This is a genomic window from Actinomadura geliboluensis, from assembly GCF_005889745.1.
Taxonomy (GTDB): domain Bacteria; phylum Actinomycetota; class Actinomycetes; order Streptosporangiales; family Streptosporangiaceae; genus Spirillospora; species Spirillospora geliboluensis.
Genome location: NZ_VCKZ01000294.1, coordinates 1 through 11,492, shown reverse-complemented (window position 1 = coordinate 11,492; position 11,492 = coordinate 1). Strand labels below are relative to the sequence as shown.

12 protein-coding genes are annotated in these 11,492 nt (G+C 73.6%); 1 reads left to right on the top strand and 11 read right to left on the bottom strand.

Annotation, left to right across the window (positions count from 1 at the left end):
• Positions 1 to 175 precede the first annotated feature (175 nt).
• The gene (locus ETD96_RS45170; RefSeq protein ID WP_171069316.1) at positions 176 to 412 is read left to right on the top strand and encodes a DUF397 domain-containing protein; all 237 of its coding nucleotides are present in this window, start codon (positions 176 to 178) and stop codon (positions 410 to 412) included.
• A 52-nt stretch (positions 413 to 464) separates the two neighbouring features.
• Here the strand turns inward: ETD96_RS45170 and ETD96_RS31350 are convergent, their stop codons facing one another.
• From ETD96_RS31350 to ETD96_RS31300, 11 genes are all read right to left on the bottom strand, one after another.
• Positions 465 to 1,805, bottom strand: coding sequence for an alpha/beta fold hydrolase (locus tag ETD96_RS31350; RefSeq protein ID WP_138640097.1), 1,341 nt, complete (start codon positions 1,803 to 1,805; stop codon positions 465 to 467).
• 146 nt (positions 1,806 to 1,951) lie between these two features.
• Positions 1,952 to 2,941 (bottom strand): allantoicase, encoded by a 990-nt coding sequence (gene alc / locus ETD96_RS31345; RefSeq protein ID WP_138640096.1) that lies wholly within the window; start codon positions 2,939 to 2,941, stop codon positions 1,952 to 1,954.
• Positions 2,938 to 4,230: an allantoinase AllB gene (gene allB, locus ETD96_RS31340; protein WP_138640095.1), complete on the bottom strand. Its 1,293-nt coding sequence runs from the start codon at positions 4,228 to 4,230 to the stop codon at positions 2,938 to 2,940. The genes alc and allB overlap by 4 nt, the downstream gene beginning before the upstream one ends.
• A complete protein-coding gene (locus ETD96_RS31335) occupies positions 4,215 to 5,018 on the bottom strand; it encodes a hydroxypyruvate isomerase family protein (protein ID WP_138640094.1) in 804 nt (267 codons plus the stop codon). The genes allB and ETD96_RS31335 overlap by 16 nt, the downstream gene beginning before the upstream one ends.
• Entirely contained in the window at positions 5,015 to 7,360 is a 2,346-nt protein-coding gene (pucD, locus tag ETD96_RS31330) for a xanthine dehydrogenase subunit D (RefSeq protein WP_171069315.1), read from the bottom strand. The genes ETD96_RS31335 and pucD overlap by 4 nt, the downstream gene beginning before the upstream one ends.
• A complete protein-coding gene (locus ETD96_RS31325; protein ID WP_171069314.1) occupies positions 7,361 to 8,704 on the bottom strand; it encodes an 8-oxoguanine deaminase in 1,344 nt (447 codons plus the stop codon). It abuts the gene before it with no gap.
• On the bottom strand, positions 8,701 to 9,183 hold the full coding sequence (locus tag ETD96_RS31320) for a (2Fe-2S)-binding protein (RefSeq protein ID WP_138640093.1): 483 nt from the start codon (positions 9,181 to 9,183) through the stop codon (positions 8,701 to 8,703). Before ETD96_RS31320 ends, ETD96_RS31325 begins: the two co-directional genes overlap by 4 nt.
• Entirely contained in the window at positions 9,183 to 10,061 is an 879-nt protein-coding gene (locus ETD96_RS31315) for an FAD binding domain-containing protein (RefSeq protein ID WP_138640092.1), read from the bottom strand. The genes ETD96_RS31320 and ETD96_RS31315 overlap by 1 nt, the downstream gene beginning before the upstream one ends.
• A 14-nt stretch (positions 10,062 to 10,075) precedes the next feature.
• Positions 10,076 to 10,939, bottom strand: coding sequence for a factor-independent urate hydroxylase (pucL, locus tag ETD96_RS31310; protein ID WP_138640091.1), 864 nt, complete (start codon positions 10,937 to 10,939; stop codon positions 10,076 to 10,078).
• A gap of 1 nt (position 10,940) precedes the next feature.
• Entirely contained in the window at positions 10,941 to 11,252 is a 312-nt protein-coding gene (gene uraH, locus ETD96_RS31305; RefSeq protein WP_138640090.1) for a hydroxyisourate hydrolase, read from the bottom strand.
• On the bottom strand, positions 11,249 to 11,492 hold a 244-nt coding region (locus ETD96_RS31300; protein WP_274704655.1), incomplete at its 5' end, for a 2-oxo-4-hydroxy-4-carboxy-5-ureidoimidazoline decarboxylase. The genes uraH and ETD96_RS31300, both read right to left, overlap by 4 nt.

Here is an 11,492-nt window from a genome sequence, read left to right as displayed (position 1 = left end):
CAACGGAGATCCAGTCTGTTCGGACGTTTGTGAGAGAACACCCGTTCTACTGGATCTCCGTTCTCATGTCCGGCCACCAGCCGAGAACCCTTGACACCTCCGGCGTCACCTTAACTTCCCGGCATTGGGACTAGCCTTGGCCCCGTCAGGGAGCCAGGACGAAGAAGGTGTGCCAGTGACCGAGCAGGAACCGATCCTCAGCGACGGGGTCATCATCGAGTTCATCGATGGCAAGGACGTCCCCGTCCAGCACAAGGACTTCGGTGAGAGGGCCGTCGTGATGCGCGACGCCAAGAACCCCGCGGGCCCGATCCTCTACTTCACCGAGGCCGAGTGGGACGCCTTCATCGCGGGCGTCAAGGACGGCGAGTTCGACGACCTCCTGGAAGAGGACCCCACCGAAACCCACTGATCCGCGGCGGTCCGCCCCCGCCCGCGGTCCGAGGCGGGGGCGGCTCCCTCCGCTAGGGGTGCGAGGGCTGGACGACGAGGGCGCTCGGGCGGTAGGTCAGGAAGGCCGCGGGGTCCAGGGCGAGGGACGCGGCGGTCCTGTTCAGGGAGTCCGCGGTCGTGCTGGGCCAGTGGCCGGTCTTCACGCGCTTCTCCAGGGTCTGGAGCGAGGCCACGTACTCGGACGCGGTGAAGTTGCAGTGGCCGGTGCGCTTGACGTACGCCTGGCGCAGCAGCGGGGTGCGGCCCGCGGCGCGGACGGTCCCGGCGTACTCGTTCTGGTGCTCGACCGGGACGAGCTGGTCGGAGATGGTGTGGACGGTCAGGGTCGGGACGGTCAGGCGGCCGGTGGGTTCGGACGTGCGGGTCAGCCAGGCGAGAGGCGCGGGCTCGACCTGCTTGGCGGCGGTCGCGGAGAGTTCGGCGAGGTCGGCGCGCAGGTTCAGGCCGGCCTTGCGGTAGAGGGACTCGACCTGGCGGAGGTTGGCCGACGTGCGCAGGAGGCGCGCGTAGTCCAGGCCCTTGTTCCAGGCGCTGTCGCCGCCCGCGGCCTGGTCGATCGAGTAGCGGCCGCTGAAGATGAAGGTCAGGACGCCCGATGACAGCCACTGGTACTGCTGGAGTTCCTGGGCGGCGTAGTCGCGGCGGGGCGGCGGGGAGTCGCCGGAGAACCAGGACGACTGGTTGAGGAAGGCCGAGGCGAGGGCGATGCGGGCGCGGCCGCCCGGGGTGGGCTGGGCGTCGGCCACGGCCTGGGTGAGTTGCGCTCCGGCGACGACGCCGTCCACGGGCGACGTGTAATCGGTCAGCTTGATCCGCTGGGACGGGGCGAGCAGGGTCGCGATCGTGTGGCCCGCGTTGAGCTGGTAGTTGTTCAGGTCGGGGCCGCCGCCGACGATGCCGCAGGTGGTGAGGACGCCGTCCACGGCGCGGGTCTCCGCGAGCTTGGCGCTGACGAGGCCGCCCATGGACTGGCCGAGGGCGAGGGTGCGGCGGGGGCGGCCGATGAGCTTCGCGAGGGCGTCGCGGGTGCCGATCTGGTCCCGGACGGCACTGCCGAGGGCCCACAGGGAGCCGTCCGGGTCGTAGGACGAGCCGGCGAGGGCGTAGCCGCGGTCGAGGAGGGCCTTGCCGGCGGCCTCGCTCGGGCGGTCGGCCGGGGTGAGGGGCCCGAAGCCGTGGCTGAACAGGACGAGCGTGCCGTTCCAGTCGGCCGGGACGTCGGCGATCCAGGTGGCGCCGTCGGGGAGCGTGCCGGTGTAGTGCGCGGGGGCGGTCGCCGCGTGGGCCGCCGGGGTGAGGGCCAACGGCGCCGCCAGGACGGCGGCGAGCGCGCCTGCCTGGAGTCGTTTCATGGGGGTTCCTCCTGGGCCGGACTCAATAAATGGATGTTGGCGTAGCGAGCGTCAGGATTTTGTCGAGTATTTGGCCGTGACAGGGGTGCGGAGGTGGTGGAGTGCTCAGAATTTAGGCAGATTCCTAGCGGTCGTCAATGGTTTGCCTAATGTTTCAGGGCGGTCCAGCGGGCGTCCAGGGCGCGGGCGCCGTCCGGGGTCAGGTCGCCGAGGAGGCGGAGGCGGGCGATGCCGCCGTCCGGGTGGATGTCGAGCCGGACGTGCGTGACCTCGGGTGACGCCGTCAGGCGGAAGCGGTGCCTGGTGTCGGGGAGCAGGGCGGTCCGGGGCAGCAGGGGGTGCCAGGCGCCGGCGGCGTCGCGGCCGTGCAGGGCGGCCGAGCCGGGGGCGTTGAACTTCAGGTTCGCGGTGTCGATCTCGGCGAGCCTGACCACGCCGGGAGCGGCGAGGCGGACCACCGCCCAGTCGTGGCCGGCGTCGCGGCGCCGGGCCGTCTCCCAGCCCTCGGCCTGGTTGCGGGCCAGGCCGGGGAACAGCATGTTGTCGGGCGAGGAGTAGAACATGTTCGAGCACTCGGTGACGCGGGCGCCGTTCTCCAGGGCGGCCAGGTCGACGGTGAGCCCGGCGAGCAGGCGGGGGTCGGGGACCACCTCGCCGTGGACGCGGAGCCGGGCGATGCCGCCGTCCGGGAACATGTTCAGCCTGACGTGGGTGGATAGCCGCTCGACCGCCACCGGGAAGGCGTGCGCGGTGTCGCCCTTCAGGGGGCTCTCCGGGACGATCTCCACCCAGTCCGCGCCGGACAGGTCGGACGGGTAGCCGTCCACGGCGCACGCCTCCACGGACGCGCGGGGCGGGTAGTTGCCCTTGAACCAGGCGGTGTCGATCACGACGCCGCGGACGACGCCGGGCAGCCCGAGCCTGATCAGCGCCCAGTCGTGGCCGCCGCCGCGGCGGCGGGCCGTCTCCCAGCCGTCGTACAGCTGCCCCTTCGGGCCGAACGTCTCCGGGGAGAACGCCGGGGCCCACGGGTTGATCAGGTTCTCCTTGTCCGCGAACGACTCGTCGCTCGCCGCCGCCACCGAGCCGCCGAGGGTGCGGACGGCCAGGTCGGGGAGGGTGGTGAACTCGGTCATCGCGGTTCCCGGTGGAGGAGGCGTCCGCGGCCGGCGGGCTCTCCCCGGAGCCAGGTGGCCTGGACGGCTCCGGTGAGCGTCCGGCCCGCGTAGGGGGTGACGGGGTGGCGGTGGTGGAGGGCCGCCGGGTCCACGGTGAACGTCTCGTCGGGCGCGAAGGCGACGAGGTCGGCGTCGTTGCCGACGGCGATGCCGCCCTTGCCGGGGACGGCGGCCAGGGCGGCGGGCGCCTCGGACATCCAGCGCACGACCGCGTGCAGGCCGTGCCCGCGTTCGCGTGCGGCCGTCCAGACGACGGGCAGGCCCAGTTGCAGGGACGAGATGCCTCCCCAGGCGGTCGCAAAGTCGCCTCGCTTCAGCTCGGGCGTGCAGGGCGAGTGGTCGGTGACGACGCACGAGATGACGCCGTCTGCGAGCGCCTGCCAGAGCAGTTCGCGGTTGGCGGTGCCGCGGATGGGAGGGCAGCACTTGAAGGCGGTGACGGCGGCCTCCTCGGCGGAGAGCGCCAGGTAGTGGGGGCAGGTCTCGGCGGTGACGGGGAGGCCGTCCGACCGGGCCTTGGCGAGGACGTCCAGGCAGTCGGCGGCCGACAGGTGCAGGATGTGGGCGCGCACCCCGGTCTCCTCGGCCAGCCGGACGACCCGCTCCACGGCGAGGCGTTCGGCGGACGGCGGCCGTGACGCGAGGAACTCCGCGTAGCCGCCGCCCGCCGGCGGGCTGAGCTCCGCCGGCTCCTCGGCGTGGACGATCACCAGCCCGCCGAACCCGGCGATCTCCTCGAACGCGGCCCGCATCTCCGCGGCGGAGAGCGGCGGGAACTCCGGGACGCCCGAGTCGGACGTGAAGCACTTGAACCCGAACACGCCGAGGTCGTGCAGCGGGCGCAGCGCGGCGAGGTTGCCGGGGACGGCGCCGCCCCAGAACCCCACGTCCACGGCGCACGCGCCCTCGGCGGCGGCGCGCTTGGCGGCGAGCGCGGGCGGGTCGACGGTCGGCGGCAGCGCGTTGAGCGGCATGTCGATGAGCGCGGTGACGCCGCCCGCGGCGGCGGCCCGGGTCGCGGTGGCGAAGCCCTCCCATTCGGTGCGGCCCGGTTCGTTGACGTGGACGTGGGTGTCGACCAGGCCCGGCAGCAGCGCCACGTCGCCGAGGTCGACCGCGTCGGCGGCGGGGCCGCCGGCCGGGTAGGGGGAGATCGCGGTGATCCGGCCGTCGCGGACGGAGACGGCGGCGGGGCGTTCGCCGTCCGGCAGCACGGCGCGGCGCGACCTGATCAGGAGGTCGTCCATGCGAACTCCTCCGCCGAGGGCCCCTGCGGCACGTATTCGAGCGAGACCCGGCCGCCGTACCCGATGTCGTCGAGGACGGCGAAGACGCGGTCGAAGTCGATCCGGCCGGTGCCGGGGCGCCCCCGGCCGGGCGCGTCCGCGATCTGGACGTGCCCGATGTCGGCGGCGTGCGCACGCGCGGCCTTCTCCAGGTCGTCGCCGTTCGTCGCCAGGTGGAAGGTGTCGTACAGGATCCGGACGTTGTCCGCGCCCGCCGCGCGGACGCGCGCCACCACCCCGGCGGCGTCGGCGGCCGTCTCCAGCGGGTAGGCGCCGTTGAGGCCGCGTGCCAGCGGCTCGATGAGCAGCGTCCCGCCGATCTCGCCGACCCGCCGGGCGGCGTGGACGAGGTTCGCGATGGCGACGTCGTCCTGCGCGGCGGGGTCCGCGCCGTCCAGCCGCTGCCCGTAGAGCGCGTTGAACGACCGGGCGCCGGTGCGCTCGGCGATCCGCAGGAGCACGTCCAGGCTCCGGCGGAACTCCTCGGCGCGGGACGGGTCGGACAGCACGCCCCGCTCCCCCGCCGCCAGGTCGCCCGCGTAGAGGTTGAGCGCGATGAGGCGCACGCCGGCGTCCTCGACCGCCCGGCAGAACGCGTCCGCGTCGGCGGCGGACGGCTCCGGCTCGCCGTTCCACGGCCACCAGAACTCGACCTCGCCGAAGCCCGCCGCCCGCGCCGCCGCCGGGCGGTCGAGCGGCGGGAACTCGGTGAACAGGATCGAGCAGTTGACCGCGAACCGGCGGGTCATGGCCCTCCTTGGACGATGTGCTCGGAGACGATGTGCTCGGGGCGGACGGGGACGCGGGTGAGGGCGCGGCCGGTCGCGTCCCGGATCGCGGCGACGATCGCGGGCGTGGACGACAGCGTCGGCGGCTCGCCCGCGCCGCGCAGCCCGTACGGCGCCTCGGGGTCGGGATATTCCAGGATGTCCAGCCGCATGGGCGGCATGTCGAGGATGGTGGGGATCAGGTAGTCGGTGAACGACGGGTTCCGGACGAGCCCGTCCGCCACGACGATCTCCTCCATCACGGCGAGGCCGAGGCCCTGCGCGGAGCCGCCGTGGATCTGGCCCTCCAGCGACAGCCGGTTGATGATCTTACCGACGTCCTGGACGGCGGCCAGCTCGACGACCTTGACGAGGCCGAGCTCCACGTCCACGTCGACGACGGCCCGGTGCACGCACAGCGCGAGCTGGGTGTGGCTGCGGCCCTGCCCGGTGAGGGGGTCCATCCGGGAGGTGGGCCGGTGGTGGTACTCGCGGGTCTCCTCGATGGCGTCGGAGCCGAGGACGTCCTCGATCGTGCCGAGCACCCCGCCCGACCGCGAGACGATCTTCCCGCCGGCGACGGTCAGATCGGTGCGGCCGAGGCGGTCGGCGGCGAGCGCGAGCAGCCGCGCCCGCACCGCCTCGCAGGCCGCCTTCACCGCGCCGCCCGTCATGTACGACTGGCGGGACGCGCTGGAGGAGCCCGCGTCGCCGACGCCGGTGTCCGCCGGGGCGATGGTGACCCGCTCGACGCCCAGCTCCGTCCGCGCCACCTGCGCCTGGACGGTCACGAGCCCCTGCCCGACCTCGGCCGCCGCCGTGTGGACGAGCGCGGTCGCCTCGCCGCCGATGACCTCCAGCCGGACGCGGGCGGTCGACTTGTCGTCGAAGCCCTCGGAGAAGCAGATGTTCTTGATCCCGACGCCGTAGCCGACGCCGCGCACGACGCCCTCGCCGTGCGTCGTCTGCGCGACTCCGCCCGGCAGGTTCCGCAGGTCGGACGGGTCGGCGGCGGCGGGCGGCGGCATCGCCTCCAGCCGGGTCAGCATCTCGGCGAGCGGCGCGGGCGACTCGATGACCTGCCCGGTCGCGAGCCGCGACCCCTGCGAGACCGCGTTGCGGCGGCGGATCTCGATCGGCCCGAGGCCGCAGGCCGCGCCGAGCCTGTCCATCATCGACTCGTAGGCGAAGCACGCCTGGACGGCGCCGAACCCGCGCATCGCCCCGCACGGCGGGTTGTTGGTGTAGACGCCGTACGCGTCGATCCGGATGTTGGGGATCTCGTACGGGCCGACGCCGAGCGACGCCGCGTTGCCGACGACGTTCATGGTGGACGAGGTGTACGCGCCGCCGTCCAGGACGATCTCGACGTCGGCGTAGAGGAGCCTCCCGCCGGAGGTCGCGCCGTACTCGTAGCGCATCCGCGCGGGATGCCGGTGGACGTGCCCGAAGAACGACTCGTACCGGTCGTACGACATCTTCACCGGCCGGCCTGTGTGCAGCGCGAGCATCCCGGCGTGGATCTGCATCGACAGGTCCTCGCGGCCGCCGAACGCCCCGCCGACGCCCGCGAGCGTCATGTGCACCTGGTCTTCGGCGAGCCCGAGGCAGGGCGCGATCTGCTTGAGGTCGTTGTGGATCCACTGCGTGGAGACGTACAGGTCGATGCCGCCGTCCTCGGACGGGATCGCCAGGCCCGACTCGGGCCCGAGGAACGCCTGGTCCTGGATGCCGACCTCGTACTCGCCGGACACGACCACGTCGGCCTCGGCCTTCGCGGCGTCCACGTCCCCGACGCGGACCGGCTGGTGGCGGGTGATGCCGCCGCGGTCCTGGACCTTCAGCCGCTCCGGGTCGGCGATCACGGCGCGCGGGTCGGTGACCGGCTCCAGCACGTCGTACTCGACGGCGATCAGCTCCAGCGCGCGCCGCGCCGTCTCCGGGTGGTCGGCGGCGACGAGCGCGACCGGCTCGCCCTGGTGCCGGACCTGGTCGATCGCGAGGACGGGCTGGTCCTCGGTGTGGTCGATGCCGAACACCTTCCGGCCCGGCACGTCGGCGTGGGTGAGGACGGCCCGGACGCCGGGCAGCGCGAGCGCCGGCCCGATGCCGACCGACCGGATCAGCGCGCGCGGGTGCGGGCTGCGGAGCGTCGCGCCCCACAGCATGCCCTCCATCCACAGGTCGGACGCGTACGCGAACTCGCCCGTGGCCTTGAGCGTCCCGTCCGGCCGCAGCGGGCTCTCCCCGACCCCGCCGATGCCGGGCGCGGCGACATGTCCCGGGCTCTTCACCGGGGACGCCTTACCGGACGGTGACCCCATCTAGAGCACCTCCTCCGCGAGCCGCATGAGGCGGCGGTGGGCGTCGGCGCCGCGCCGTGCCGCCTCGTCCTGCGGGACGGTCACGAGGGTGTCGCCGTCCACGACGGTGCGCCCGCCGACGAGGAGGCGCCGCAGCGGCGGCACGGGGCCGAACGCGAACGCGACGACCGGGTCGTCGATCGCCGCCTGGAAGCCGTCCACGCGCCACAGCGCGATGTCGGCGAGCTTGCCGGGTTCGAGGGAGCCGATCTCGTCCTCCCGGCCGAGGCAGCGGGCGCCGCCGAGCGTCGCCATCTCCAGGGCCTGCCGGGCGGTCAGCGCGGTCGGGCCGTAGCGGGCGCGCTGCATGTAGAGGGCCTGCCGGATCTCCCCGGCGAGCGGGACGAGCTCCGCCGACGCCGAGCCGTCCACGCCGAGCCCGACCGCCGCGCCCTCCGCCAGCAGGTGCGACACACGGGCGATCCCGGCGCCGAGCCGCGCGTTCGAACTCGGGCAGTGCGCGGTGCCGGTGCCGGTCTCGGCGAGCCGCTTGACGTCGGTGTCGTGCAGGTGGACGCAGTGCGCGAGCCACACGTCCGGGCCGAGCCAGCCGATCGAGTCCATGTACTCGGCCGGCGTCATGCCGAACTGCTCGCGGGTGTGCTCCTCCTCGTCCACCGTCTCCGCGAGGTGGGTGTGCAGCCGGACGCCCTTGTCGCGCGCCAGCCGCGCCGACTCCACCAGCAGGTCGCGGGTGACGGAGAACGGCGAGCACGGCGCGACGGCGACGCGCAGCATCGAGCCGGGCGACGGGTCGTGGTACCGGTCGATCGCGTCCGCGGTCGCGGCGAGGACCGTGTCGAGGTCCTCGACGACCTCGTCCGGCGGGAGGCCGCCCTGCGACGCGCCCCGGTCCATCGAGCCCCGGCACGGGTGGAACCGGACGCCGACCTCCCGCGCCGCCTCGATCTCCGCCGCGAACAGGTCGCCGCGCCCCTTCGGGAACAGGTAGTGGTGGTCGGTGGAGGTGGTGCAGCCCGACTTGGCGAGCCACGCCAGCCCGGCGGTCGCCGCGCCCGCGACCACCTCGGCGTCCATCGCCGACCAGGGCTTGTAGAGGGTGGTCAGCCACTCGAAGAGCGTGCCGTCGGTGACCATGCCCTGGCTCGCCCACTGGTAGAGGTGGTGGTGGGCGTTGACCAGGCCGGGGGTGGCGAGGCAGCCGCGGGCGTCGATCCGCTCCGGGTCGGCGCCGGGGGCCCTTCCATGGCCGACTGCGGTGATCCGGTCGCCGTCGATCACGATGTGGCCGTCCGGGTACTCCTCGCCGGAGACGGTGACGACGTGCGCGTTCTCGATGATCATGCGCCGGCCCTCCGCCGCGCGGCGAGGCGCACCGCGTCCAGGATCTTCTCGTAGCCGGTGCAGCGGCACAGGTTCCCGGCGAGCGCCTCGCGGATCTCGGCGTCGCTCGGCGCCGGGTTCCGGGCGAGCAGGTCGTGCGACTGGACGATCAGGCCCGGCGTGCAGAACCCGCACTGGACCGCGCCCGTCTCCACGAACGCCTCCTGGACGGGGTCCAGCCGCTCGTCGCCGGGCGGCCCCTCGGCGAGGCCCTCGACGGTGACGACCTCGCGGCCCTCGGCCTGCCCGGCCGCGACCAGGCAGGCGCACACCGGCACGCCGTCCAGGTAGACGGTGCAGGAGCCGCATTCGCCCTGCTCGCAGGCGTTCTTCGAACCGGGGAGGCCCATCCGCTCGCGCAGCATGTAGAGCAGGCTCTCGCCCTCCCACACGTCGTCCACGGCCTCCGCCGCCCCGTTCACGGTGACGTTCACGCGCATCAGGACGCCCTCCTTCCGTTCGCGCCCGCCCGGTACTCGTCCCAGGCCCAGGTCAGGGTGCGGCGCGCCAGCACCGACAGCGCGTGCCGGCGGTAGCCGCCCGTCCCGCGCACGTCGTCGATCGGGGACGCCGCGTCCCGCACCAGGTCGCCGAACCGCCGCACCGCCGGCTCCGGGAGCGGGCGGCGGCCGTCCCAGTCCAGCTCGTGGGAGATGAACGCCTCGGCCTCGGGGGCGGTGCGCGGGGTCGGCGCGGCGGAGCCGAGGCCGGTGCCGACGCGCCGCTCCCCGGGATGCAGGGCCAGCGCGAACGAGCACACGGCGATCACCATCGCGTTCCGGGTGCCGATCTTGGAGAAGTACTGCGGGCCGGACGCGGGCACCGCCCAGAACGCGCGGATCAGCTCGTCCGGCTCCAGCGCGTTGCGCTTCACCCCGGTGAAGAACCGGCCGACCGGGATCATCCGGACGCCGCGCGCCGCCGACTCGGCCTCGATCACCGCGTCCCCGGCGAGCAGCGGCGGATGGGCGTCCCCGGCGGGCGACGCCGCGCCGAGGTTGCCGCCGGCGGTGCCCCGGTTGCGGATCTGCGGCGAGCCGACCGTCCGGGACGCCTGCGCGAGGCCGGGCAGCGGCCCGCCCAGCTCGGTGATCAGCCGCGCGTAGGGGACGCCGGCGCCGACGCGGAGCCGGCCGTCCACCCTGTCCCATTCGGTGAGGTCGCGGATGCGGGTCAGGTCGAGCAGCGCCTCGGGGCGGTCCTGGTCGAAGTTGATCTCGACCATGACGTCGGTGCCGCCCTGCACGGGCCGCGCGCCCGGCCGCCCCGCCTTGGCGGCCAGCGCGTCCTCCCAGGTCAGCGGTCGCAGGAAGTCCATGTCTCCAGAGTTCCTCAGTTCCAGGCGGACGGGGCGTCCCGCGCGTCATCGGTGAGCACCGTGCCCTCGATGAGCCCGTACGGGCGGTCCGCCGCGAAGTAGACCTCGTTGTCGTTGTCCAGGCCGAACGGCTCCAGATCGACCAGGAAGTGGTGCTTGTTGGGCAGTGACAGCCTGATCTCGCAGAGGCCGTCCTGGCCGTCCAGGACGCTCCGCCCCATCTGGAAGAGCGTCTGCTGGAGCGACAGGCTGTGCGTCTCGGCGAAGGCGGTGAGCAGGGCGTCGCGGGCGGCGGCGTACGAGTCGTCCCATGCCGCGTCCGTCGCCCTGTGGCGCCATCGGGCGGTGACGGCCGTGGCGAGGACGCGGTCGTCGGTCGGTTCGAGGGTCGTGTACTCGTCCCGCGCGAACCCGTGGAACTCGCTTCCGGTCGAGTTCAACACGACCAGGTCGGTGAGGCCGGACACCACGCTCTCGGTGCCGTCGGCGTCGTGGTGGACCAGCGCCGTCCTGACCTCGCCGCCGTCCCGGACGAACGAGTGCCCGCCCGTTATGCGGCGCCAGCCGTACTCGCTGATCTCGACCCGCGCGTGCGCGACCGCCGGCTGCGACGCGGTGAAGTGCCGCGCGAGCAGCAGGGCGAAGTCCTCGATCGCGTCGATGCCGTGCCGCCTGGCGAACGCGAACACGGTGTTCTTCTGGCTGTCGGTCGGCAGGACGGCAGCGTTGTCGCCGGTCAGGTGCACCTCGTCCATCGCACCCGAGAGGGAGACGCTGACGCTGACGTCCTTGAGCCGGTGGGCGCCGCCGTCCCGGGTCACGCGGACGACGCGGGTCTCCGCCTTCCCGTAGCGGTTGGGTCCGAGGACGACGGCCATCTTAGCTCCCCCGGTAGGTCGAGTACGCGAACGGGCTGATCAGCAGCGGGACGTGGTAGTGCCGCCCCGGATCGTCGATGGTGAACGCCACGGTGACCTCGGGGTAGAACTCCGACAGATCGGCGGTGTCGAACGTGAGGCGGTGCACGCCCTTCCCCGGCTCCGCGCCCCACTCCCGGATGCGGCCGTCGGCGTCGGTGCGGGCCTCGGCCAGGGCCGTCCAGCCGTCCCCGTCGCGCCGGTCGAGGCGGACGGCGACGCCCGCCGCCGGCGCCCCCTTCGCCGCGTCCAGCACGTGCGTCGACAGGCTCATGTCCTCTCCTTCGCCAGCTTCACCAGCCGGAGGTCGACGATCTCGGCCAGCTCCCTCCGGACGACGGCCCGCTCCGTCTCGGCGTCGTTGCCGAGCCGCTCCCGGAGTTCCGCGAGCATCTCCAGGGCCGACCTTCCCGACGCGCGGATCAGGAACACATGCCCGAACCGCTCCTCGTAGGCCCGGTTGCCCTCGACGAGCGCCTCCCGCAGCTCGGCCGCCGCGCCGTCCATCCCGGAC

Excerpts from the sequence above, each read along its gene's own strand:
- ETD96_RS31350 (WP_138640097.1), bottom strand. The coding sequence starts at position 1,805 with ATGAAACGACTCCAGGCAGGCGCGCTCGCCGCCGTCCTGGCGGCGCCG.
- alc (WP_138640096.1), bottom strand. The coding sequence starts at position 2,941 with ATGACCGAGTTCACCACCCTCCCCGACCTGGCCGTCCGCACCCTCGGC.
- allB (WP_138640095.1), bottom strand. The coding sequence starts at position 4,230 with ATGGACGACCTCCTGATCAGGTCGCGCCGCGCCGTGCTGCCGGACGGC.
- ETD96_RS31335 (WP_138640094.1), bottom strand. The coding sequence starts at position 5,018 with ATGACCCGCCGGTTCGCGGTCAACTGCTCGATCCTGTTCACCGAGTTC.
- pucD (WP_171069315.1), bottom strand. The coding sequence starts at position 7,360 with ATGGGGTCACCGTCCGGTAAGGCGTCCCCGGTGAAGAGCCCGGGACAT.
- ETD96_RS31325 (WP_171069314.1), bottom strand. The coding sequence starts at position 8,704 with ATGATCATCGAGAACGCGCACGTCGTCACCGTCTCCGGCGAGGAGTAC.
- ETD96_RS31320 (WP_138640093.1), bottom strand. The coding sequence starts at position 9,183 with ATGCGCGTGAACGTCACCGTGAACGGGGCGGCGGAGGCCGTGGACGAC.
- ETD96_RS31315 (WP_138640092.1), bottom strand. The coding sequence starts at position 10,061 with ATGGACTTCCTGCGACCGCTGACCTGGGAGGACGCGCTGGCCGCCAAG.
- pucL (WP_138640091.1), bottom strand. The coding sequence starts at position 10,939 with ATGGCCGTCGTCCTCGGACCCAACCGCTACGGGAAGGCGGAGACCCGC.
- uraH (WP_138640090.1), bottom strand. The coding sequence starts at position 11,252 with ATGAGCCTGTCGACGCACGTGCTGGACGCGGCGAAGGGGGCGCCGGCG.